20 protein-coding genes and 1 tRNA gene are annotated in these 23238 nt (G+C 47.2%); 9 read left to right on the top strand and 12 right to left on the bottom strand.

Annotation, left to right across the window (positions count from 1 at the left end; all coding sequences use genetic code 11):
- The first annotated feature begins 17 nt into the window (after nucleotides 1–17).
- Genes DYD62_RS01100 through DYD62_RS01090 form a run of 3 tightly spaced genes read left to right on the top strand, consistent with a single transcriptional unit; the run spans nucleotide 18 to nucleotide 3405 of the window.
- Nucleotides 18–1289 carry a hypothetical protein gene (locus DYD62_RS01100; protein ID WP_115225685.1) on the top strand — a complete coding sequence of 424 codons (1272 nt, stop codon included), beginning with the start codon at nucleotides 18–20 and terminating at the stop codon, nucleotides 1287–1289.
- A complete protein-coding gene (locus DYD62_RS01095; protein WP_115225684.1) occupies nucleotides 1286–2761 on the top strand; it encodes a hypothetical protein in 1476 nt (491 codons plus the stop codon). The genes DYD62_RS01100 and DYD62_RS01095 overlap by 4 nt, the downstream gene beginning before the upstream one ends.
- Nucleotides 2758–3405, top strand: coding sequence for an OmpA/MotB family protein (locus DYD62_RS01090; RefSeq protein WP_115225683.1), 648 nt, complete (start codon nucleotides 2758–2760; stop codon nucleotides 3403–3405). The genes DYD62_RS01095 and DYD62_RS01090 overlap by 4 nt, the downstream gene beginning before the upstream one ends.
- A 75-nt stretch (nucleotides 3406–3480) precedes the next feature.
- Here the strand turns inward: DYD62_RS01090 and hslO are convergent, their stop codons facing one another.
- The 4 genes from hslO to orn form a co-directional block, all read right to left on the bottom strand.
- Nucleotides 3481–4350, bottom strand: coding sequence for an Hsp33 family molecular chaperone HslO (gene hslO, locus DYD62_RS01085; RefSeq protein ID WP_115225682.1), 870 nt, complete (start codon nucleotides 4348–4350; stop codon nucleotides 3481–3483).
- Between the two features lie 67 nt (nucleotides 4351–4417).
- Entirely contained in the window at nucleotides 4418–5014 is a 597-nt protein-coding gene (locus DYD62_RS01080; RefSeq protein WP_115225681.1) for an MFS transporter, read from the bottom strand.
- 34 nt (nucleotides 5015–5048) lie between these two features.
- Nucleotides 5049–5528: a CinA family protein gene (locus DYD62_RS01075; RefSeq protein WP_115225680.1), complete on the bottom strand. Its 480-nt coding sequence runs from the start codon at nucleotides 5526–5528 to the stop codon at nucleotides 5049–5051.
- A gap of 241 nt (nucleotides 5529–5769) precedes the next feature.
- A complete protein-coding gene (gene orn / locus DYD62_RS01070) occupies nucleotides 5770–6342 on the bottom strand; it encodes an oligoribonuclease (protein ID WP_115225679.1) in 573 nt (190 codons plus the stop codon).
- Between the two features lie 43 nt (nucleotides 6343–6385).
- Here orn and DYD62_RS01065 point away from each other — a divergent pair, with 43 nt between their 5' ends.
- From DYD62_RS01065 to DYD62_RS01040, 6 genes are all read left to right on the top strand, one after another.
- Nucleotides 6386–7633, top strand: a complete 1248-nt coding sequence (locus tag DYD62_RS01065) for a M48 family metallopeptidase (protein ID WP_115225678.1) — start codon at nucleotides 6386–6388, stop codon at nucleotides 7631–7633.
- 38 nt (nucleotides 7634–7671) lie between these two features.
- A complete protein-coding gene (locus DYD62_RS01060; protein ID WP_115225677.1) occupies nucleotides 7672–7989 on the top strand; it encodes a 4a-hydroxytetrahydrobiopterin dehydratase in 318 nt (105 codons plus the stop codon).
- 113 nt (nucleotides 7990–8102) lie between these two features.
- Nucleotides 8103–8981 carry a ribosome small subunit-dependent GTPase A gene (gene rsgA, locus DYD62_RS01055; RefSeq protein ID WP_115225676.1) on the top strand — a complete coding sequence of 293 codons (879 nt, stop codon included), beginning with the start codon at nucleotides 8103–8105 and terminating at the stop codon, nucleotides 8979–8981.
- 160 nt (nucleotides 8982–9141) lie between these two features.
- Nucleotides 9142–10653 (top strand): methyl-accepting chemotaxis protein, encoded by a 1512-nt coding sequence (locus tag DYD62_RS01050; protein ID WP_115225675.1) that lies wholly within the window; start codon nucleotides 9142–9144, stop codon nucleotides 10651–10653.
- Between the two features lie 272 nt (nucleotides 10654–10925).
- A complete protein-coding gene (locus DYD62_RS01045; protein WP_115225674.1) occupies nucleotides 10926–13127 on the top strand; it encodes a RelA/SpoT family protein in 2202 nt (733 codons plus the stop codon).
- A gap of 184 nt (nucleotides 13128–13311) precedes the next feature.
- Complete coding sequence (locus DYD62_RS01040) at nucleotides 13312–15198, top strand: methyl-accepting chemotaxis protein (protein ID WP_115225673.1); 1887 nt, start codon at nucleotides 13312–13314, stop codon at nucleotides 15196–15198.
- 122 nt (nucleotides 15199–15320) lie between these two features.
- Here the strand turns inward: DYD62_RS01040 and DYD62_RS01035 are convergent.
- The 8 genes from DYD62_RS01035 to putA all read right to left on the bottom strand — a co-directional run bounded on the left by DYD62_RS01035 (nucleotide 15321) and on the right by putA (nucleotide 23227).
- Nucleotides 15321–15395 (bottom strand) — tRNA-Arg (locus DYD62_RS01035).
- Nucleotides 15396–15542: 147 nt separating this feature from the next.
- Entirely contained in the window at nucleotides 15543–16031 is a 489-nt protein-coding gene (locus DYD62_RS01030) for an Ivy family c-type lysozyme inhibitor (protein WP_115225672.1), read from the bottom strand.
- Nucleotides 16032–16136: 105 nt separating this feature from the next.
- The gene (locus tag DYD62_RS01025; RefSeq protein ID WP_207916297.1) at nucleotides 16137–16679 is read right to left on the bottom strand and encodes a DUF1415 domain-containing protein; all 543 of its coding nucleotides are present in this window, start codon (nucleotides 16677–16679) and stop codon (nucleotides 16137–16139) included.
- A gap of 5 nt (nucleotides 16680–16684) precedes the next feature.
- The gene (locus DYD62_RS01020; protein WP_099398056.1) at nucleotides 16685–16993 is read right to left on the bottom strand and encodes a nucleotide pyrophosphohydrolase; all 309 of its coding nucleotides are present in this window, start codon (nucleotides 16991–16993) and stop codon (nucleotides 16685–16687) included.
- 67 nt (nucleotides 16994–17060) lie between these two features.
- Complete coding sequence (locus tag DYD62_RS01015; protein ID WP_115225670.1) at nucleotides 17061–17606, bottom strand: YaeQ family protein; 546 nt, start codon at nucleotides 17604–17606, stop codon at nucleotides 17061–17063.
- 54 nt (nucleotides 17607–17660) lie between these two features.
- Nucleotides 17661–17858, bottom strand: a complete 198-nt coding sequence (locus tag DYD62_RS01010; protein WP_115225669.1) for a hypothetical protein — start codon at nucleotides 17856–17858, stop codon at nucleotides 17661–17663.
- Between the two features lie 218 nt (nucleotides 17859–18076).
- Nucleotides 18077–18712, bottom strand: coding sequence for a YceH family protein (locus DYD62_RS01005; protein WP_115225668.1), 636 nt, complete (start codon nucleotides 18710–18712; stop codon nucleotides 18077–18079).
- A 630-nt stretch (nucleotides 18713–19342) separates the two neighbouring features.
- Nucleotides 19343–23227, bottom strand: coding sequence for a trifunctional transcriptional regulator/proline dehydrogenase/L-glutamate gamma-semialdehyde dehydrogenase (gene putA / locus DYD62_RS01000; protein WP_115225667.1), 3885 nt, complete (start codon nucleotides 23225–23227; stop codon nucleotides 19343–19345).
- Between the last annotated feature and the right edge of the window lie 11 nt (nucleotides 23228–23238).

The raw sequence follows: 23238 nt of genomic DNA, 5'->3' as shown, positions 1-23238 counted from the left end.
AAAAGGAATATATCATTATGGGCTTTATTTCGAGTTTATTTTCTATCGCTAAAAGTGTCGTTTCGACCACAACTAAGATTGTAAATACGGCATGGAAAAAAACAAAAGAAGTAGCTGCAGAAGTAGTGATTTGGATGGCAGATAAAGCTGAAAGCTTTGTAGCTAAAGTCAAAGAAACATGGGCTGTAGTTAAACCTTATATACAAAAGATAACGCCATTTTTATCTAAAATTGCAAATGCAGTACCCATTCCTTGGCTTAAAGCTACAATTTTAGCTATAGAAAAAGGCTTAACAGCATTACTTATGCTAGAAAATTCGCCTATCCTAAAAAAAATAGAAGAAGCAATTAATTGGGCAATTATTCTTGCTCGTAAACTCAAGGAGGCGTTTTTTAGCGAGAAAGAAACTCAAGAAGCACAAGCGCATAAAGAAGCTTTCGAGGAGGCTGCACAGCATGTACAACAAGGATCCGAAGGTGCTAAAGCTATTCAATTAGCAGCTATGATTAATGATTATGTATTAGTTCAAAGTGCTATTAAAAAAATTATTGATACAGACTCAATTGCTGATTTCGAACATTACTTACGCCTACGTGCTACTCAAAAGCTATTAGATAGCGTAGAAAAAACATTATCTGCAGCCCAACATTTTGATGAAATCAGCCTAGATGATATTTTCTTAATCAAAGCAGGAGCAAAGCTGCTTGCGGAAAAACCTGTGCTTTCAGATGAAGAAGTGATTTATTTAGACAATATTATTTATGACCGCTATCAGAAAAAAATCATTCCCTTTGTATTTGAAGAAATGGTCATGGCTTGGGGACAAAATTTATCTGAATTTGAGCATCAATGGACCAATTCAAACAAAGAATATTCAAAAGAGAAAGTATTGCACCGCAGACTTGAAACTGCAAAGAAACTGTCTGAATTAAATACTGAAGAAGTGGAAATGCTCAAAGAGCTATCTATTTCTACGCCAAAACGTAAGTCAGACTTAGATGCGCTTGCTAAAAAAACACGAGAAATGAGTAACTATATATTTGCAGCAGAAGGTTTTTTACAGGTACTTGAGAAAACTCCAGAAGAGTTAGAAAAAGAAGAAAAAGGCTATCTTGCTGAGGAAGGTGGCCGAGTTGGGATGATCATTATTGATTGTGCTCAGAATGGAAAAGCATGGGAAGAATTAAGCGAAGAAGAACAAAGTCTAATCATTGACTTTGCAAATATTTTCGAAGAAGAAAGTAAAATTCGTGCAGAAAAACTAACTAAAATTGAGGTAGCAGCATGAGCATCGGAATTGAAATTTTGAGCTTCTTAGTCCCCAGTTTAAATCAACCCATTGAACTATTTTTTTCCTCGCTCATGTTTGGTGGAGCAGGAATGACCATCTATCAAGTCAACAAAACTGCAAAAGCAGAAAATTGGGAAAACAATTGGAATGGGGGCACTATAAATGATAGTTCTGATGACCTTGATGCAGAGCACGGCTCAGTAAGTGATATTAGTCATGCCGTAGCAACAAAATGGGAAAAGCTATCTGAAGCAATGCCAGGAATTTTACTTATCCTTGGCTTATTAGGTACATTTTTAGGTCTAGGAATTGCCCTCAACAAAGCATCAAGTATTCTAAGTGCGAGCTCAGCGGCTGGCATGGATGAATCTATGAGTCATTTAATGGAGATGATGCAGGGTTTAGGTACAAAATTTAAAACATCAACATGGGGTATTATTTCATTTCTTACATTAAAAGTTTGGTTTTCAAAAAATGACTTTGAAGAGCAACGCCTACGTTGGTGTATCAGGAAAGTAAAAGGTGAATTAGATTCTAAGCGCCTCAGCGAAACGGCAAGTAAACAAAATGAACAAGCGCAATTTATAGGTGCAATTCAACAGCTTGGAGAGCATTTATCCAATACATTTCAAGAAGAAACAGTAGCTAGCCGTGAAATTTTACAACAAAACAAAGCAGCCCTAGGTGCGATCACGTCATTGCTAAAACTACAATTAGACAAAAATGAAACTATTGCACAACATAGTTTAGCAACACGCAATACTCTTCAAGATTTTGTAGATAAAAACTTAGAAAACCTAGGCTCTATGAAAGAATCATCATCAGACATGGCTAAAGCGGCTGCTAAGGTAGGTGACTCTGCAGGTAAACTACAATTAGTCATTAGCAATTTTGACGATGGCGTTAAAGATGTATTGCAGACTCTAAAGAAAGATCTAGGTGATACTATTTCAGACATGAATAATAGTTTTAGTAGAAATATGGGCGAGATGTCAGAAAATCTTAACCAAGCCACTACAGGAATTGCAAATGCAGTAAATAGCCTGTCAAACAGCGTTGGCGCAACAATGAGCTCTGTTGAAAACTCAATTGGTAAGTCACAAAAAATACAAGAAAAAGCTGCCGGAGAATTTGAAACTACAAGCATTAGTTTAAATGAAAATATAGAAGCAATGACCCAATTAGTATTAAAACTACAAGATAGCATTAAATCAGGATTAAAAGCCGTATCTGACAGCAATCAAAAAGTATCTTCTTTAAATTCTCGCTATTCAGATATAACTGAAAAATCTGATGTAACAGTTAATAAAATTCAAGAATTTGTAGAGCACTTGAAAAGCGCAAACAATACTGAAAATACAAAACTGGCCCTCAATAAAATATTAGGTGCGATAGATAAACTTGAGCATGGGATAATTTTTTCAATAAAAAACAACAGTAATAGAAACAACCTGGAACTAATCAAATGAAAGACAAGCCAAATGAATGGGTGTCAATCTCTGATTTAATGGCGGGTGTAATGGCAGTTGTTATGCTTTTGCTTGTTATGTCTGTTCTGCAAAAGACCTATGCGGATCTAAAGCATAAAAAAGAAATGGAAGAAAGCTCAGTTACGCAAAAAAGCAAAGTTTCTGCCATTTTGACTGACTTAAAATCTTCACTGAATAAACAAGGAACTGCAGATTTAGTCTCTTTTGATATTGAAGCAGGCAGAATTACACTAAAAGATAATGTATTTGAACGAGGTAGCGCATGTATCACTGCCGAGGCAAAAACAGCCATTGCCAGTGTAGAGGAAAGAATCGCTAAATATCTAACGGAAGTAAAAGGTGCGCAGGTATTTATTAATGGGCATACAGACAATATTCCCGTGTCAAAACCTGTCACTGATTTTTCCCATTTTTGCACTGTATATGATGACAACTTTACTCTTTCGGCCGCACGTGCACGTGAAGCTCGCAAATTACTCATAGGTAGGCTAGCAGAAGAAAAAGCAAAAGACATTATTGTTGCTGGATATGGGGACTCTCAACCATTAAAAGGGATTCCACATAGTGATGCAAAAAATCGACGGGTAGAAATTAACTTTGCCTTCAAAGGGCTTGAACCTTAAAACCCAGTAATAAAATATAGAAACCGCCCAATCACGAATACTGGGCGGTTTCTATATGGCTAAACATCACCAATATCAATGTAGCTGCGGATTCACTTCAGTGATCCCGTGCCCGATAAAGAGCTGGGTCACATCCACCTGATCAAACTGGTATTTCTCATTGCAGAATTCGCAGCCTACATCCACATGGCCGTGTTCGGCGAGTAGGCCTTCGATTTCTTCTTTACCCAGCATTTTCAGCATGCCGCCCACCCTCTCTCTGGAGCAGGTGCAGGCAAAGCTTGGGGTGACGGGGTCAAAGATGCGGACTTTTTCTTCGTTATACAGGCGATAAAGCGTTTCGCGCAGTGGCAGGCTCAGTAGCTCTTCATCTTGAATGGTTTGTGATAAGGCGGTGACTCTGTCCCAGCCATCGACATCGCCTTGGCCTTCCGGTAACTTTTGAATCAAGAGACCACCGGCCATTTCACCATCTGCAGCCAGCCAGATTTTGGTATCGAGCTGCTCTGAGCGCTGCATATAGTTTTCAATAATCTCAGCCACGCTCTGGCCTTTTTCAAAGCCGACCACACCCTGCCATGTTTCACCATCCTGCGGATCAATCATGATAGAAAACTGGCCCTGGCCAATCAGCTCGGCCAGTGTGGCATCGCTGGAAATCAAGCCTTCCCAGCGTGCTGTAGCGCGCATAGTCATCTCGCTGGTGCATTCAACCACCAGCATTTTAAGCGGACCATTACCGCGTAATTGCATAACTAAAGTGCCATCAAGCTTGATGGTTGCAGTAAGTAAGGCAGCAGCTGCAAGCAGCTCGCCAATCCGCTTTTGCAATACAGGCGGATAAGGGTGGCGGGTAAGCACTTCTTTATAAGTACCATCAAGCTGAACAATTTCGCCGCGCACAGGCAAGCCATCAAACAAAAAACGCTCTAGTGAATCTTTCATGTTTTACTCTCTACCTAAAAAGCTGCAATTCGCCCGTCAAGAGACTACCGAACCACAAATATATTTATTATTTGCCCGTTTTTGCAGTGGCAGTGCGTACCCGGTCTACTGAATAGCTGGTCATCGGCATCGATGAGCTGACATCAAAAGCACAACCGGCCTCAACACCAATACGTGCGATATCAGCAGCGCTTAAATCAGGATTATCGTAAACGGCATTCATCGCGCCAATCGCATAATCGCGGCCGCTGCCTATGCCCCAGAAACGCTGGTATTCATAGACTTCGCGCAGGCTGTAGACAGCAAAAATGCCATGCGGATTAGCCAGCAGCACGGTCATTTGGCTGGATTCGTAAGGATCGTCCTCTTCTTCGTCTACTTTTAAGAAAAAGTCGTCTTTTAATTTAGGATGCAGCTTTCTGAAACTTTCAAAAATCGCTGGCCTGTCGCTGAAATCCAGATTTTTTACTTTTTTAAGCGCGGCCTGCAAAACCAGATCATGTGCAGCGCTGCCTGCAATCGAAAAATAACCATCGTGTGCGGCAAAAATTTTATTCCAGCATGCATCGTCCCCGGCACCCAGCCGGGTATCGCCAAAAGTAGACTGGCTATCCGCCGCAATGGCGATCTGATCACCTTTTTTAACGACTACTACCGTGGTCATTTATTTTCCTTCATTTCTTTTTTTTAGAGTCGTTTCAATCTTGTTCTTCAATCAACTCAATCAGGCGAATCAGGGCGTGGCGTACGGTTTGCATGCGCACCGCGGCTCTGTCGCCATCAAATAATTCCTGCTCAGTGATAATTCCACTTGGCCCGGCAAAAGCAAAGCAAACGGTGCCCACCGGCTTTTCTACGCTTCCTCCAGAGGGGCCAGCTACACCACTCACCGCCACACCCCATTCAGCACTGGCTAAATGACATGCACCTTGCACCATAGCGGCGACAACCGGCTCGCTTACTGCGCCAAGCCTTGCGATAAAATCTGGCGGAACGGCGAGCATGTCCATTTTGGCTTCATTGGAGTATGTAATAAAACCACGCTCAAACCACGCCGAACTGCCTGCCACATCGGTGATTGCGCCGGCAATCAGGCCACCAGTGCAAGATTCTGCGCTTGTAACACTCTGGCCACGCGCCAGCAGCAAGCGTCCGAGTTCTGTTGCTAGTACCAACATGGGGGTGACACCTTTATATTTCAAACAAACTCTGAAGATGAGCAGGATGTGATACCCGCGCGGCTGAAAATAAAACACCGCTGCGCGGGGGCATCACCATCACTGATCAGCAAAATGCTTCAGCTGAATGCTAAGAAAGCCATACCTCAAGCCACAGAAAATGCAGAGATTCACAAATTGTTTGCTCTGTGGTTCAGGTGCCGCAACCGGGGTGATAACAGAATCCTCCCGGCTCGCTTTTTTAAACGTCGGCTGAAACCGCCGCCGCTGGCTCACGAATAAAATTTTCGCGATAGAACTTCAGCTCATCAATCGATTCCTGGATATCTGCTAATGCCGTATGCGCGCCGCGTTTTTTAAATTGCTTAGCCACTTCTGGCTGCCAGCGTTTGCACAGCTCTTTAAGGGTAGAAACATCCAGATTGCGGTAGTGGAAGAATTCTTCCAGCTCAGGCAGATATTTCACCAAAAAGCGACGATCCTGATGGACTGAATTACCGCATAGTGGCGATGCACCTTTAGGAACAAACTCTTCCAAAAAGGCGATGAGTTGTGCTTCTGCTTCGGCCTCAGTAATCGCCGATGCTTTTACTTTATCAATCAAGCCAGATTTACCATGGGTATTTTTATTCCAGTCATCCATGGCATCTAACACACTGTCATCCTGATGCACCACCAGCACGGGGCCTTCGGCAATCATGTTCAGATTGCTATCGGTAATAATGACGGCAATTTCGATCACGCGCTCTTTCTCGGGATCAAGCCCAGTCATCTCCATATCAACCCAGATGAGGTGGTTCTTGTCTTGTGGCATACTTGGCCCTATTCAACACACAAAAATGCTATTTTACCCGTAAATGAACGCAAATCAGTTCTCCCTCCTCTTTCTGTTTGCTTTAACGGCCAGCGTAATATTGCAACTCTGGCTGGCAATGCGCCATATCAACCATGTAAAACGCCACCGAGGCAGCGTTCCTGCTGAGTTTATCTCTGAGATTACCCCAGCCTCGCACCAACGCGCCGCGGATTACACTGTGGCAAAAACACGTTTTGGCATGATCGTTACTCTGTTTGAAGCCATGCTTTTGGGCGCATTTACTTTGGGCGGCGGGATTGAATGGCTGAACCAGCTGATATCAGGCTGGTTTACCTCATCGCTTTGGGCGGGTGTTGCCCTGATTATGGGCATTACGCTGATTCATAGCTTAATCACTCTGCCATTTACTCTGATTTCCACATTTAAAATTGAAGCTGGCTTTGGTTTTAATAATATGAGCGCCCAATTATTTATTGCTGACACGCTTAAAACCACCGCTGTGGCCACCATAATTGGCCTGCCACTTTTGGCGGGAGTGCTTTGGCTGATGGAGCAAATGGGCACGTATTGGTGGCTATGGGTTTGGGCCGTGTGGGTCGGATTTTCACTCTTATTAATGTGGGCTTTTCCGACTTTTATTGCGCCTATTTTTAATAAATTTGAGCCGCTCTCTGATCCAGATTTAAAAGAGCGGATCGAATCGCTCTTAAGCCGCTGCGGCTTTAAAACCAATGGCATTTATGTAATGGATGGCTCTAAACGCTCCAGCCACGGCAATGCTTATTTTACCGGCTTGGGTAAAGCCAAACGAATTGTGTTTTTTGATACTCTTCTCAAGCATTTAAACAGCAGCGAAGTCGCTGCCGTTCTGGCGCATGAATTAGGCCACTTTAAGCATCGTCATATTGCCAAACGCATGATTTGGACCTTTGGACTGATGCTGGGCATGCTGTGGGTTTTAGGGCAATTAAAACAAGAATTATGGTTTTATCAGGGGCTTGGCGTCAGCAGCCAATCCACGGCAACAGCACTGCTGCTGTTCTTTTTAGTGATGCCGGTCTTTACCTTTATTTTTGCCCCTGTCAGCTCAATGTCTTCACGCAAACACGAGTATGAAGCCGATGCCTACGCTGCCAAACAAGAATCAGCCCATGATCTGATTAATGCGCTGGTAAAGCTTTATCGCGATAATGCCGCCACGCTGACGCCCGATCCTTTGCACAGTATGTTTTACGATAGTCACCCGCCTGCAGCATTACGGATCGCAGCTTTGAAAAAACTGAATTAGACTAATTGCTAATATTGATCCCCTCAGAGAGAACATAAATGCTAAGCACAGAAAATTGCCAAGATGATGCAGCTAAACTCAGTGAAGTTGAAGCCGAAATGCTCTCTACTGATCTGCAGGATTGGATCGTTACCGAAGCCTATCTTGAGAAAACTTTTCGCTTTAAAAACTTTTATGAAACCATGGGCTTTGTAAACGCAGTCGCCTGGATGGCCAATCAGCAAGACCACCACCCGGATCTGGATGTCAGCTACAGCCGCTGCCGCGTGCGCTGGAATACCCATAGCGCCAATGGTGTTAGCCGTAATGATTTTATCTGTGCCGCACGCTCGGACGCCCTGCATAAAAAAAACTAAGCCTCTTCCGGGGCCAGAGCCCGGCCCCGGAATCAATCCATATCGATGGCATTTGCCTCAATGATTTATCTGCGTTGCCCTTTTGGGACGCCCTCACTTTAAAAAGCAACTACATGACCGAAACAGCCCGTATCGTCGCTAGCCACGGCAAGTCTTATATTATTGAATGCGCGGGTGGCAAGCGCCTTCGGGCCAGCACCCGTGGTAAAAAAACGGATTACTCCTGCGGCGACTTAGTCGACATTCAAATTTTAAATGACGAACAAGCAGTCATTGAACGTGTTTTAGAGCGTAAAACCCTGCTGTACCGCTCGGATGCGTGGAAAAGTAAACTGATTGCAGCCAATGTCACCCAGCTGATTATTGTGGTGGCTTCAGAGCCTAGCTTTTCCACCGAGCTGATCAGCCGCTGTGCCATTGCCGCCGAAGCCGGTGGCATTCAAACACTAATTTGCTTAAATAAATGCGATTTACCATCAGCAACGGCTGCCAGAGAGCGTCTGGAATACTTTGTAAACCTAGGCTACAAGCTGGTAGAGATTTCAGCGCTGGATAATATCGCGCCATTGCGTGATTCATTAGTCGGGCATATTTCTGTACTGGTAGGGCAATCAGGGATGGGTAAGTCCACCATTACCAATGCCCTTCTGCCCGATGCCAATGCCCGGGTCAATGAAATCTCGGTTGCGCTTGATTCTGGTAAACACACCACCACGAATGCTACTTTTTATCATCTGGATGCCGAATCCGCGCTGATTGATTCCCCCGGCCTGCAGTCATTTGGCCTGGCGCATATTACAGCCCAGGATTTACCCGCTTATTTCCCGGAGTTCCGAGAGCGCATCGGCACCTGCCGTTTTCATAATTGCCGCCACCGCCAGGAGCCCGATTGCGGTATGCGTGCTGGGGTGGAAGAAGGCACGATCAGCCCGCAAAGGCTTGCTCTGCTTCATCGCTTACAAGATGAATTAAGCTCTGGCAGCCGCTATTAATAGAGCAAGGCCAGTTTATGTATGTTTGAGAAATATGCCGCCTGAGCTAAGCTAAATAAGAAATTAAGCCCAAAATATCCTGTATCCATATTTTATTTTGCAGAATACGTTTTACTCTGCAATCGGCCTAGTTTCTTATTTTAAATGCGAGGGATGATTAATGAGCAAAGCGGCGACGGTACGCAGGCAATTCATCAGCCTGCTTTTGCTGATTATTTTATTACTGCTAACTCAAGCAGCCATGATCTGGCGTATTTCTTCTGAAGTGTTGATTAATGGCCCGCGTTACCAGCGCATTATCACCAGCAAAGATTTAATTGCCGATGTACTCCCTCCACCAGCCAATCTGGTAGAAACACATTTACTGGCCCAACAATTAATTAATAGCAACGATGGCGCTCAGCGTGCCTTGCTGATTCAAGACCTGAAAAAAGCGGTCGCCCATTTTGAAGAGCGGCAAAAATACTGGCAAAACAGCGCTTTTCCCGCTTCTATTATCAGCGCTATGCGTGATTCAGCTTATCCCCCAGCCCGGCAATACTTAAGCCTTTTAAATCAGCAGCTACTACCTGCAATAGAAAACTACGACAGCCTTTCAATAAAAGAAACGGCTCTCAAATTGCAAGCACTCTATGTCACTCACCGCAAAGCTATCGATGCCGTCGTTCCGCTTGCGCTGGCTTACCAGCAACAGGAAGAAACAGCGGCCACAAAAACCAGTCAAAAAAGCATTACGCTGGCACTAGGTCTATTAATCATCACGCTGATGATCATTACCTTAATTGTGGCTTCTACCTACCGCAAAGTGATCCGTATATTAGAAGCCGAACCTGCCATGGCGAATGTGATGACCCACATTGCAGCAGGCAATTTACAAGTCGTTACCGCACTGAATCCACAAGATTCAACGGGCCTGCTGGCAGGCATTAAGGCCATGGGAATGCATTTAAAGCTGATTATTTCAGAAACCCAAAACTGCGTTGCAACGCTCTCTACCCTCTCTGCTCAGATTAACGCGACCGCACAACAGCTTCGGGACTCCAGTGGTGAGCTGGCAAGCGGCATTGAGGCAAATACCAACACTTTAAATCTGCTCACCGATACCACACACCACACGCTTAAAAACAGCCAGCTGTCTGTCACGCAATCTAAAGACGCGGTTGCAGCCTCTAAAAATGGCGCGTACATCGTCAGAGAAACGGTCAGTGTGATGCGTAAAATCGCCAAAAAGGTCAGTATTGTTGACGACATTGCCTACCAGACTAATTTGCTGGCACTGAATGCCGCCATTGAAGCCGCCAGAGCGGGAGAACACGGCAAAGGATTTGCTGTTGTCGCCACAGAAGTGCAAAAACTGGCACTCAGAAGCCAGATTGCAGCCTCTGATATTGAAGCGCTGGCAACAGAAAGTATCGATAAATCAGATGCCGCCATCCAAGCGCTGGATCAGATTGAAAACTCAATTCAACGCACCGCCGATCTGATTTCGCAAATCTCCGAATCTGCTGCCAACCAATCTGGTGCAATTGGGAAAATGAGTGAAACCATGCGCCAATTTAACCGCATATCCGGCAACAATGCCGCGCTTGCCGAGGAGTTGAGCGCAACATCCACTGATATCGGCACTCAAACTCAGCTTGTACAGGATCAAATTCAATTTTTTAAACTCTGAGCATGCCTTCAATTAAACCAAGGAAACGAGCGGGGCATTTCTTTAGTTGATTGCTCGCGTATTCAGGTAAAAGCTGTATCGGCTTATTCCACCCAAACCTCAAGCTTCAGAACAATATCGGCGCATTTAATCGGGGATTTGTTTCTTGTAAGTAAAAAACAGCAGTCTTCCTATATAAAAACAAGAAATTATTTACAATAAACACAGTTCACTCTATGACTAGCCACGCAAAGTAGGCAAAATTAGCTTCTAATTTTTCGTAGTGATTCGATATGGTTGCCGTTACCCGCCCGCTTGCCCAATCTATTGCAGAAGCGGCAGATCCTGATCGCTGGCTCAGCGCCTTAACAGAGCGCTACCCGCCAACAGATATCGTACGCTTACGACAAGCACTGGACTGGGTCTTTGAGCAATACGGCCAGCGCATTCATACCGATACCGGCAGCTCGCTCTTTCAGCACGCCGTAGCCAGCGCTTCTATCGTGGCGGATTTACGCCTTGATGCCAATTCCGTCATCGCCACACTCTTATTTGCCCTGCCTACCCAGCTGAATCAGCCTATGGAGCTGATCAATACCCACTTTGGCCCGGATGTCACACGGCTGCTTGATGGTGCAAGCAAGGTCAGTCAATTACGCAGCCTAGCCCATCCTGCCGGTGGCAAAGCGGCAGATGCTGCACAGCAGATCGAGGCCGTACGCAAAATGCTGATCGCCATGGTGGAAGACATCCGCGCCGTGCTGATCAAGCTGGCTTGGCGCACCCAAACCATGCATGAGCTGGCGCAGGCTCCGGACGATGTACGCCGCCGTATAGCCCAAGAAACCCTGGATCTGTTTGCCCCGCTGGCCAATCGCTTAGGCGTATGGCAAATCAAATGGGAGCTGGAAGATCTAGGCTTCCGGTACTTGCACCCCGACACCTATAAAAAAATCGCCAAACTGCTGGATGAGCGCCGGGTTGACCGGGAAAAATTTATTGATGACGTATTAAGCACCCTCAGAATTGAGCTGAATAACGCGGGGGTAAAAGCCGATCTGATGGGGCGGCCCAAGCATATTTTCAGTATCTGGAAAAAGATGCAGAAAAAGAAGCTCGATTTCTCTGAGCTTTACGATATCCGCGCCGTGCGTATTTTGGTGCCTGATTTAAAAGACTGCTATACCGCGCTTGGTATTGTGCACAACCTCTGGCAGCCTATTCCTGGCGAATTTGACGATTATATTGCCCACCCTAAAGGCAATTTTTATCGCAGCCTGCACACCGCTGTGATCGGTGAAAATGATAAAGCGGTTGAAGTACAGATCCGCACCATAGAAATGCACGAGCACGCCGAATACGGTGTGGCTGCACACTGGCGCTACAAAGAAGGCGGCCAAGGCGATGCCCGCTACGAAGAAAAAATTGCTTGGCTGCGCCAGCTCCTAGACTGGCGCGAAGATATGGCCAGCGAAACGCAATTTGCCGAGACCTTCAAAGCCGAGCTGTTTGATGACACTATTTATATACTCACCCCGGCAGGACGCGTCATCACCCTGCCTAAGGGCAGCACGCCGGTAGACTTTGCCTACCACGTGCACACCGATCTGGGCCATCGCTGCCGTGGTGCAAAAGTAAACGGCCAGATTGTGCCGCTTTACACCGCACTGGAAAACGGCCAGCGGGTAGAAATCCTTTCAGCCAAAGAAGGCGGCCCCAGCCTTGACTGGCTGCATCAGGGCTATGTAAAGAGCCACCGTGCCGCCAGCAAAATACGCCACTGGATACGCCAGCAGCACCAGGATATCGCCATTGAAGCAGGCCGCTCAATTTACGATAAAGAAGCCGCCCGCTGCGCAGCCAGAGATGCTAATCAAGACAATATCGCCGTTAAATTAGGCTGCAAGCATATCGAAGAGCTGTTTGCGGCGCTTGGTCAGGGCGAAATTTCTCAGCGTGAGCTTAATCAGGCCTTCAGAGAAAGCCTTGCCCCTATCGAGCCCATCTCTGAGCAGCCTAACGACTTTATCAAAGCAGCAAGAGCAAATGGTAATGGCGAAGGCATTCTGATTGAGGGGGTAGATAAACTGATGACCCTGCTCGCCAAATGTTGCAAGCCTGTTCCGCCCGATCATGTCATGGGCTTTGTAACCAAGGGCCGCGGTATTTCAATTCACCGCAGTGATTGCAGCACATTAAAACGCCTCGCCAGTGCCGCACCGGAGCGTTTAATTAATGCAGACTGGGGTATTCAGCGCGGCCATGTTTTTGCCACAGATTTATTAGTTGAAGCGCATAACCGCGGTACTTTGCTGCGCGATTTAAGCGACATCATGGCAAGAGAGCGAATCAATGTCACTGCCGTGAATACGCAAAACAAAGATCAGCGCGTATTAATGAGATTTACTTTAGAAATCCGGGATGCTGAACAATTACAAAGAATCTTAATTAAATTGCAAGACGTGAATGAAGTGATCCGTGTTATACGCGGGTAATACCTTAGATCAGCAAAGGCTAATTAATCCTGGCACTTGCTCTTTTATATGCAATAATTACCATGTAAATACCTAAAGCAGGGCTTGCTTTTTTATTGCGAATCAGGATTCATTCGCAATTCAATCGCTATGGCCTTTTGCTCTTTCTGTATAAATCATGTTATTTGCATAAAAGAGCCCGATCATGAACCAATCTCTTAAAGTAAAACTGATCGCATTTATTTCATTACTCACGCTTATTTCTGGCGCCATACTTACATATGGCAGCTATTTAAAAATGCGGCACGAAATGATTAATGTCAGTTTGCATAATGAAATTATCGGGATTAGCACGGGCTATAATGTCGTGCTGCGTAATTGGGTAGAAGAAAAACAAAATATAGTTTCAGGCCTTGCAGATGCATTATCAAAAGCGACAGATCCGGTGCCAGCTTTATATCAAACCGAAAAAAGTGCTAAATTTGATTTAGCCTATATCGGCACCCCGGATAAAAAATTCATCAGCGGCCATGTCGTAAATATGCCTGCTGATTTTGATCCGACATCAAGGCCTTGGTATAAGCAAGCGATGGCGGCTGGAAAAACCATTCTCACACCGCCTTATATCGATGCAGAAAGCAAACAGCTAATATTATCTTTTGCCTCCCCAGTAAAAGGCGATGCCGGTTTTAAAGGCGTTGCTGCAGTAGATATATCACTTGCAGGGGTGGTAAAAGATGTTTTAAACATTAAACTCACAGGCAATGGCTATGCTGTTCTTGCTGATAAAACAGGGCAAATTCTGGCCCATGCAGACAAAGATAAACTCAACAAACCCACTACAGATATCTCTAGTGATCTGAACGCCAGCAATATGGCTACGATTGCAAATAGCCGTGAGCTGACAGAAATCAGTATTGGTGGTGAAGATAAATACGTATTTGTTCAGCCAGTAGAGGGAACGGATATTGATCTTATCCTTGTCATTGATAAACACACCATTCTGGAGCCGCTGAATCAATTGGTGTGGCAAGCCATTGCAGCTTTGGTCTTCCTCTTAATTATTGTGATTCCCGTGGCAGGCTTTCTGATTAGCAAAATGCTTAAGAGCCTTGATAAAGTCCGCATTGCCATGCAGGAAATTGCTCAGGGCGGCGGTGACTTAACGCGCAAAATAGAAATTGAAGGCAGCGATGAAATTGCAGCGACCGCGCAAGCCTTTAATCGCTTTACCGAACAATTGCGCTCCATATTCGTTGATATTCGCAAGGAAACAGTTAATTTAACCACGGGTATTGGCTCTATTAATTCGGTGCTCAATGATCTGGCAAATGACTCACAGCGGCTTTCCGATTTATCAGCCTCAAATGCCGCAACAATTGAAGAAATCACCGTCAGTATTTCGCATATTGCTGATAACTCCAGAGATGCCAATCAATTGGTCACCAGCACAGGTGCTTTATCTGGGCAATCGGCCTCTACAGTAAAAGAAGTAGCCAATGAAGTGGGAAAATCAGCCAGAGAAGTCGGCGATTTATCCAGCCTGCTCGACAGGCTGAATCAAAGAGCACAGGATATCAGCGGCATTATTCGGGTTATTAAAGAAATTGCGGATCAAACCAATTTACTTGCACTGAATGCGGCAATCGAAGCCGCAAGGGCTGGCGAGCAAGGACGCGGCTTTGCGGTTGTGGCAGATGAAGTTCGTAAACTTGCCGAACGCACCTCTTCGGCCACCATTGAAATTACCGGCATGATTGACGGGATTCGGGGTGAAACAGGCATTGCAGTTAATAATATGCAAACCACCATTACCGCGGTGCAAAGCGGCGTGAACTTATCCGAAGAAGCCGCAGCCAAAATTGGGACAATTCGCGAAAACATGGATGAAGTGATGGCCAAGATTGGTGAAATTGCCCACGCTACGCTGGAGCAACAAAACGCCACCACCGCTATGGCACAAAGCGCAGAAAATATTACCAATCAAATGCAGCAGTCTGATTCTAATCTGCAGCAAGCCACCAAAACCGTCCATGATTTAAACGAGCTGGCTGCCTACCTGACCGAGCAGTTTGGCCGTTTCAAGCTTTAAAAATACGAGCCAATCATCGCTTCAAAAAACAGCCCCATCATGGAGCTGTTTGCATTTTTAGCATATAAAACCCAAACGCAGCCCACAAAAAACCCGCGTAAAGCGGGTTGATGTGTTTGCGCTGGTATCCCCGACAGGAATCGAACCTGTATCTAGCGCTTAGGAGGCACTTGTACTATCCGTTGTACTACGAGGACCATGATTGCTGCAGCGGGCGTATTATACCTGTCATCTGACAGGAGTAAATGCTTATGCGAAATTTACCCGGCACAGTGGCAGTGATGCAGAGATCAAAAAAACATAAACGCTGAGGCCGTTGTCGCTGGCTCCCTTTGCACAAATACTTACATTTGAATACTTAGGTTGTCTGTCAGCGGCTTTAAATCATCCGGCAGCCGAATAGCCTCACCCGGAGTTGAAAGCACCTCCAGTTTTCCATTGCTAATCAGCCCCACTTCCAGCTTTCTGTTTTCAATATCAATCAACAGATAGGCCTGCCCCTTGCTTTCATCCTGCATACTGCCCCGGATATAAAGCACTTTATCCTGCAATACAGGGCTGCATTTTTCCATATACTGTTTAAACACATTGAGCTGCGGGCCCAGCAAGAGGCGCAGCGCATGCTTCAGCGGCGGCCTTTCCCACAAATTGATATCCTGTGGATTCTGGCCGATAAACTGCAAAAGGCTGTCCCACTCTGCCTGATTTTTCTTAAAAAACAGATCAGGCGTACTGGCTTCGTTCTTGGCAAGCGCTTTTGCAGGCGGCGTACTTTTTTCCTGGCAAGCACTCAGTAAAATGGCCACGATCAAAATGGCAAAACGGGGCAGCATAAATCATCCTTGGCAATCAATCCTTATTAGGATGACCCACAGCGCCAAAGTTCATTTAATCTTTAATGTAAATGCTGCGTATTTGCTCTATATCTACTTCAGCCCCTACACCCAGAGCTTTTTCCAACCCTCATGCCCCATGCTGCGCAGAGTGGCAATATTACGATCAACAATCACATCAGCATCTGGAAAAGCCTCAACCGCCTTAGAGATACTATCTTCACGCAGTAAGTGCAAAGTAGGATAGGGACTGCGATTAGTGTAATTGTCGATATCATCCGGCTGGCTACCTTCAAACTGGTACTGCGGATGAAAACTGGCAATTTGAAAAATGCCATCCAGATTTAATTCTTCAAGCACTGAATCTGCAATTTCAAGAAAATCGTTATAAGCCAAAAAATCCCCCAGTACATAGGGATGAATCAGCAGCGTCATTTCAATCTTTGCCGAATCTGTTTCTGCTAACAGCTCCAACTCTTTAATTAATGTCTCAATCAGCACATCAATATTACGAGCATCACTCACTGCATAGCGAAGCTGCTTTTTAACATGCACCGCTTTAGCAAAGGGGCAAAGATTTAAACCAATCACGGCTTTTTCCAGCCAGCGCTCGGTATCCTGAATAATTTGATCGTTGGATAGATTCATCATATTTACAAAGGTGGATATTTAACGGCATTTAAAACCATTTTTGCCCGAATGGCGCGTTCTAAATCTACATTCAGCACATCGGCCAGCCTGATCATATATAGCAATACATCGGCCATTTCCTGCTCTACCGCTTCACGCTTAGCTGCATCTAATTGCTGAGATTCCTCTGGCGTTGCCCATTGGAAATGCTCTACTAACTCGGCCATTTCTACCGACATCGCCATGCATAAATTCTTAGGTGTGTGATAACGCTCCCAATCGCGCGCTTGTGCAAACTGGCGGACATCGAGCATAAGCTGGTTTAAATCCATAAATGGCGGCTCTTACTGACAGGTGATCATTAATGGCGCGTGGGCATAAATACTGCCCCACCCGGTTTTATTTAAAGGCTTTTAAAATTGTGAAATGTGTTTCAATAGACTGGCTGTTATCTGCCAGCCAAACCTGCCCATCCTGAATCGTACATTGCAATTGCATATTGCGATTAGCCAGAGTAGCTAATGTTTGGGTCATTTCTACCGGCACATTAATCACTTGCAGATTATCCAAACGCTCTAATTTGCTGGCAATGCCTTTCCACCAAACATCCGCACTATTGCCGCTATAAGTAAACACCGATACTTTTTGCGCTTTACCACAGGCTTGGCGAATTCGCTTTTCATCGGGCTGGCCTAATTCAATCCACAATTCAATTGCACCGGTAAAATCTTTTTGCCAGATATCCGGCTCATCGGTATCACTTAAGCCTTTAGTAAACGCAAGCGTTTCGCTGGCATGCAAAGCAAAGGCTAAAAGGCGCACCATCATGCGTTCATCATTTTCAGAAGGATGACGGGCAATCACTAAAGAATGGCTAGCGTAGTAATGACGATCCATATCTGCAATTTGCAGATCAGACTTAAAAATAGTTGCCTTCAGGGCCATAGCGGATCACGAGAAAAATAAAATAAGCCCGCATCTTACCCTAAATGTGAAAGCTCAATCCGCCCTGCATTGCCGGGGATTTTTAGCATGCTCAGCCAAATGCAGCATCTTGTGATGCACATCGGTCAGACTTTCCAGACAGGCACTACGAAGCAGCTCCAGCTCGCCATGCCGAGTCACACGGAAAAGGCCGTACTCCATTGATTCGGGTTCACTTACCGGCCAGATGGGATGGATGACAAAAGTGCTCATGATAAACATCCTGATGATCAAGTGTTATCAAAAGACTATGCAAGCATCGTGCCAAAGTTTCGAAAGCTTGCAAGCCGCATAGCCAGATCATCGGCAGCATATAAGAAGACTTTAATACCTCTGCTAGGCGGCATTCTTTGCCGCATGGCACGCCAGCCTAGGTCTGACGTTTGATTAAAGGCTTATCGCAATTGCCCACCAAACGCCAGCAATACCTGTTATTCCACACCTAATTCAGCGCAAATGCGGGCCACTTTTTCTTTTAATTCAAAGAGTTCGGCTTCTAAAAGATCCACTTTAGCCTGCAAGGCTGAATCGGCACTGCCTTTAACACTTGGCGTAGCCTCATTGATCACCGGCTCGCCGGATAATAAATGCGCCCAGCGGCACTCTCTTGCCCCTGGCTGACGAGGCAGCTTCACGACTAAAGCCCCGCTACTACGGGATGCAAGCTCTTCTAAAAAAGCCTCTACCGCTGATATATCCGAAAACTTATGCAAACGCTCACAAGCCAAACGCAGCTCGCCTGCCGTTTGCGGGCCGCGCAACATCAGCACCGTTAAAATAGCAACCGATTGCGATGGCACTTGAAACACGGCTGCAAAGCGCTGCGAATAACGCGCAATACGCCCGCCCAAGTGCGAAGACTCAACCAGCTTCAGCTCTTTTAAATGCACCAGCGCTTCATCCGCTTCGGTGTCATTAATTGACATGACAGGATCTCGGCTGGATTTCTGATTACAACCTGAAACAAGGGAATTCAAAGATAAAGGATAGGTATCAGGAACAGTAATTTGCTTTTCGATTAAAACACCCAGAATACGGGTTTCAAGCAGGGAGAGGAGGAAAGTCATAGATCACCAGCAGGTCAAGCAGATGGGTTTATTATGCACTTAAATGATGCGAAGCTTACTAAACTTTCCAAAGAACAAGAGCAAAGTTTAGATACCTTAACTGATGTTATGCAACGGAAACCCAAATCTTGAACCCGCGATGCCACAGAGAACACGGAGTTTCACGGAGAAAAATAGGGCTTGAGTTAAGTTTTTTTCTTAGGTTTAAAGTATTTAAAAACCCTGTGTAGGATTTGTATCGCAGCTCGTGGCATGGGGCTTAAATCTCCCCTTGAAACACGCAAGCTCCGAACAAGCGGGACGGGGGATCGCTTGGGAGCGAGGGACGAGCGAATCCCGCCCGCCGCCGACTCGATTGGACCGTAGTAGGGGTCTTCGTGTTTTTGAGTTTGCGGTTTTGCTTCCTTTCTTGGCCGTTCAAGAAAGGGAGTCCCCCGCGGGGATACAGCCAAAATCAACGTGCCGAAGGCACTAAAAAGATGATCACTGCGGAACATCAGACCTTAATTATCAGCGAGCTCTACCACTCCCTGATATATGTTGGGTTACGCGAGTTTGCATCGCCAAAAATCGGCGACGCAAACCCGCTAACCACAACCTACGAAAGCCGCGATAACAGAAAACCGACCCTTAACTAATACTCATCAAACTCGCATTACCGCCTGCAGCTGCGGTATTTACGCTGATAGAGCGCTCGGCTAATAAGCGGGCCAGATCAAAATCTTCGCCTGCAGCAAGGGCTTCGCTGGACAAGCCTTGTACTTGCAGAATTGGCCCGGCGATTTCTGCCACCTGGCGGTTGACCTCAGCAAGTGCATCGCTGTCGCCTTCAAACAAGACCGCCCCAACCACGCCCGCTTCGGCAATAGAAGGCTTCACAAAGACTCCGCCGGACAACGCTTTTGGCAGGCCATCAACCATCGTTTTTACCGCCGGATGCGCAATAAACACCGCAGGATTACCGCTGGCTAAGGCCGCAGAAAATTGCGCTTTTGCGCCCAGCTCCGTTGCTGCAATACACAGCACCGGGCCACGCGGATGCAACAAGTAGCGGTTGCGCTCGCCGGTAGGACCTGGCAAGTCGATATTTGCACCTAAGCCAGATCCGGCCAGATAGCGGCTGCAACGTGCAGCTGCATCATCTTCCTGACGAGCTTGCAAATGATCGTGATAAGCCAGCAGCGGAGCAAGCGCCGCTTGGTCGCCCGGCAGAGTTTGCGCAGGGCGGCGAGAAAGAAGGCGTGGCAAGTACAGCGGGCCACCGGCCTTAGGCCCCGTCCCGGATAAACCCTCGCCACCAAAAGGTTGCACCCCAACCACGGCACCGATCACATTGCGGTTAACATAGATATTCCCGGCCTGCACTTTTTCAACCACATGGGCGATGGTTTCATCAATGCGGGTATGCACACCAAAAGTCAGGCCAAAGCCAGTGCCATTAATATCATCAATCAGCTGATCCAGTGCTTCACGGCGATAGCGAATCACATGCAATACTGGGCCAAAGACTTCTTGCTTCAGCTCAGACAGGCTATTGATTTCGATCAGCGTTGGCGCAATAAAGGTGCCCTGCTGGCAGACCGCAGGCAGAGGCAGCTCTGATACTTCAGCACCACGGCTCTTAAATGCGGCGATATGGCTGGCGATATTTTGCTGCGCTTCAAGATCAATCACCGGGCCTACATCCACGGCCAGCGAATCCGGCTTGCCTATATTTAGCTCCTGCATCGCGCCCTTCAGCATGTGCAAGATGTGATCTGCAGCTTCTTCCTGCAAGCACAATACGCGCAGCGCCGAGCAGCGCTGGCCAGCCGAATCAAAGGCCGACATCAGCACATCGCCCACCACCTGCTCTGCCAGGGCAGATGAATCGACAATCATGCAATTCTGACCGCCGGTTTCGGCAATCAGAGGAATAGTACGGCCCTCTTTATCGAGACGTTTGGCTAGATTGCTGGCAATTAAACGCGCGACCTGAGTAGAGCCGGTGAACATCACGCCACTACAACGCGCATCGTTAATTAAAGCACTACCCACGGTTTCACCACGGCCAGGTAAGAGTTGCACCGCACCGGCAGGCACACCAGCCGCGCGCAGAATGCGTACTGCTTCGGCAGCGATCAGCGGGGTTTGCTCGGCAGGCTTGGCCAGCACCGGGTTACCCGCAGCCAAAGCTGCGGCTACCTGGCCAATAAAGATGGCCAGCGGGAAATTCCATGGGCTAATACACACCACCGGGCCAAGTGGGCGATGGCTGTCGTTGGCAAAATCCTGCTCAATTTGCACCGCGTAATAGCGTAAGAAATCGACCGCTTCACGTACTTCGGCAATGGCATTGGGCAGAGATTTACCCGCTTCACGCACAATCAGGCCCAGAAGCGGCTGCATACCGGATTCGAGCAATTGCGCGGCGCGGTTCAGGCAGGCAGCGCGCTCTGCAACCGCAGTTGCCTGCCAGATCGGGCCGATATTTGCGGCGTGCGTAAAGGCCGCAGCCACTTCGGTCACATCGGCTTCGATCACATGGCCAACCACATCCTGATGATCAGCCGGGTTTTTAACTGCCTGATTACGGGATGCATCTGGCTCACCTGCCGTACCCAACATCGGAGCCGCCAGCCATTCGGTATTTGCGCCAGCCAGCAGAGCCGCAGAGAGTGAAGCTAGGCGATGCTCATTGGATAAATCCAAACCGCTGGAATTTAAACGATTTGCACCAAATAAGAGTCGTGGCAAAGGGATTTTATCGTGCGGCGCAAAGTGTGGCACCACTGCCAAAGCTTGCTCGATGGGATCCACAATCAATTCTTCAATGGCCACATTTTCATCGGCAATACGGTTCACAAACGAGCTGTTAGCACCGTTTTCTAGGAGGCGGCGCACCAGATAGGCCAGCAGCGTTTCATGGCTGCCCACCGGCGCATAGACGCGGCAAGGACGGCCCAGTTTTTCACGCGCGGTGACTTCTTCATATAAAGGCTCGCCCATGCCGTGCAGGCACTGGAACTCATACTGGCCAGGATAATAATTTTGCCCGGCAAGATGATAAATTGCAGAAAGCGTTTGCGCATTATGCGTGGCAAACTGCGGATAGACCGCATCCGGCGTAGCCAGCAGTTTCTTAGCGCAGGCAAGGTAAGCCACATCGGTATAAACCTTACGTGTGTAGACCGGATAATCTTCCAGGCCATCTAATTGCGCACGCTTGATTTCGCTATCCCAGTACGCGCCTTTTACCAAACGGATCATCAGGCGATGGCCACTGCGGCGGGCCAGATCGATCACATAATCAATTACATGCGGCGCACGTTTTTGATAGGCCTGAATCACAAAACCAATCCCATTCCAGCCTGCCAGCTCTTCGTCAAAGCACATCGCTTCCAGTAAATCGAGGGAGATTTCTAAGCGATCGGCTTCTTCAGCATCAATATTTAAACCAATATCGTAGCTGCGGGCTAGGCGGGCAAGCGCAATGACACTGGGCAAGAGTTCGGCCGTAACGCGGTCTTGCTGGGCACGCGAATAACGCGGATGCAAGGCAGAAAGCTTGATCGAAATGCCCGGGCCTTCGTAAATACCACGTCCTGCCGATGCCTTACCAATGGCATGAATCGCCTGCTCGTAAGCAGCGTAATAACGCTTGGCATCTTCGGCTGTGGTAGCCGCTTCACCCAGCATATCGTAAGAATATCTAAAGCCACGGGCTTCAAATTTGCGGCTATTGGCCAGCGCCTCGGCAATGGTTTCGCCAGTTACAAACTGCTCGCCCATCAGGCGCATCGCCATATCCACGCCCTTGCGGATCAAAGGCTCGCCGCCCTTACCAATCATGCGGGTCAGCGCAGCAGACAAGCCTGCCTCGCTATTGGTGGCAACCAGCTTGCCTGTCAGCATCAGCCCCCAACTGGCGGCGTTCACAAAAAGAGAAGGGGATTGGCCCAGATGAGCATGCCAATCGCCCTTGCTGACTTTATCGCGGATCAATACATCACGCGTGGCGCGATCAGGAATACGCAGCAAGGCTTCGGCTAGGCACATCAGTGCCACGCCTTCCTGGCTGGATAAAGAGAACTCGTGAATCAGGCCTTCAACGCCGCCGCCAGTGCGCTTGGCGCGTAATGCCGCCACCAATTTATACGCCAGCGCCTGTGTTTGCCCGGCCATTTGCTCCGTTGGCATTTTGGCTTGCTCAATCAGGACCGGCAGGCATTCGGTCTCTGGCCGGCGATAGGCCGAGGTAATGGCAGAGCGCAAAACACTTTGCACCGCAATGCTCTGAGCCAGCTCCAGAAAAGGAAGATTACTTTCAACGCCTTCGGCTTCATCCAGTACGGGCAGCGCTTCACCATCCTGCGCCAGCTCCATCGGACGGCCGCCCTGCTCTACCTGTTGCAAATAAGCAAAAATCGATTGCTTAATCAGCCAATGAGGCGTCCTATCTAATTGCTGCGCTGCGTTTTTAATCCGCGCCCGCAAATCATCGTCTACCTTTATACCTAGAGTTGTGCTGGCCATTTTTCGCATTC

The sequence above is a fragment of the Iodobacter fluviatilis genome (assembly GCF_900451195.1).
Lineage (GTDB): Bacteria > Pseudomonadota > Gammaproteobacteria > Burkholderiales > Chitinibacteraceae > Iodobacter > Iodobacter fluviatilis.
Note: the sequence above shows the minus strand (reverse complement) of the source record. Positions and strands in the feature narration are given on the sequence as shown.

Bases quoted from the DNA above. Each gene is read 5' to 3' on its own strand.
- DYD62_RS01100 (WP_115225685.1), top strand. From the start codon at position 18: ATGGGCTTTATTTCGAGTTTATTTTCTATCGCTAAAAGTGTCGTTTCG.
- DYD62_RS01095 (WP_115225684.1), top strand. From the start codon at position 1,286: ATGAGCATCGGAATTGAAATTTTGAGCTTCTTAGTCCCCAGTTTAAAT.
- DYD62_RS01090 (WP_115225683.1), top strand. From the start codon at position 2,758: ATGAAAGACAAGCCAAATGAATGGGTGTCAATCTCTGATTTAATGGCG.
- hslO (WP_115225682.1), bottom strand. From the start codon at position 4,350: ATGAAAGATTCACTAGAGCGTTTTTTGTTTGATGGCTTGCCTGTGCGC.
- DYD62_RS01080 (WP_115225681.1), bottom strand. From the start codon at position 5,014: ATGACCACGGTAGTAGTCGTTAAAAAAGGTGATCAGATCGCCATTGCG.
- DYD62_RS01075 (WP_115225680.1), bottom strand. From the start codon at position 5,528: ATGTTGGTACTAGCAACAGAACTCGGACGCTTGCTGCTGGCGCGTGGC.
- orn (WP_115225679.1), bottom strand. From the start codon at position 6,342: ATGCCACAAGACAAGAACCACCTCATCTGGGTTGATATGGAGATGACT.
- DYD62_RS01065 (WP_115225678.1), top strand. From the start codon at position 6,386: ATGAACGCAAATCAGTTCTCCCTCCTCTTTCTGTTTGCTTTAACGGCC.
- DYD62_RS01060 (WP_115225677.1), top strand. From the start codon at position 7,672: ATGCTAAGCACAGAAAATTGCCAAGATGATGCAGCTAAACTCAGTGAA.
- rsgA (WP_115225676.1), top strand. From the start codon at position 8,103: ATGACCGAAACAGCCCGTATCGTCGCTAGCCACGGCAAGTCTTATATT.
- DYD62_RS01050 (WP_115225675.1), top strand. From the start codon at position 9,142: ATGAGCAAAGCGGCGACGGTACGCAGGCAATTCATCAGCCTGCTTTTG.
- DYD62_RS01045 (WP_115225674.1), top strand. From the start codon at position 10,926: ATGGTTGCCGTTACCCGCCCGCTTGCCCAATCTATTGCAGAAGCGGCA.
- DYD62_RS01040 (WP_115225673.1), top strand. From the start codon at position 13,312: ATGAACCAATCTCTTAAAGTAAAACTGATCGCATTTATTTCATTACTC.
- DYD62_RS01030 (WP_115225672.1), bottom strand. From the start codon at position 16,031: ATGCTGCCCCGTTTTGCCATTTTGATCGTGGCCATTTTACTGAGTGCT.
- DYD62_RS01025 (WP_207916297.1), bottom strand. From the start codon at position 16,679: ATGAATCTATCCAACGATCAAATTATTCAGGATACCGAGCGCTGGCTG.
- DYD62_RS01020 (WP_099398056.1), bottom strand. From the start codon at position 16,993: ATGGATTTAAACCAGCTTATGCTCGATGTCCGCCAGTTTGCACAAGCG.
- DYD62_RS01015 (WP_115225670.1), bottom strand. From the start codon at position 17,606: ATGGCCCTGAAGGCAACTATTTTTAAGTCTGATCTGCAAATTGCAGAT.
- DYD62_RS01010 (WP_115225669.1), bottom strand. From the start codon at position 17,858: ATGAGCACTTTTGTCATCCATCCCATCTGGCCGGTAAGTGAACCCGAA.
- DYD62_RS01005 (WP_115225668.1), bottom strand. From the start codon at position 18,712: ATGACTTTCCTCCTCTCCCTGCTTGAAACCCGTATTCTGGGTGTTTTA.
- putA (WP_115225667.1), bottom strand. From the start codon at position 23,227: ATGGCCAGCACAACTCTAGGTATAAAGGTAGACGATGATTTGCGGGCG.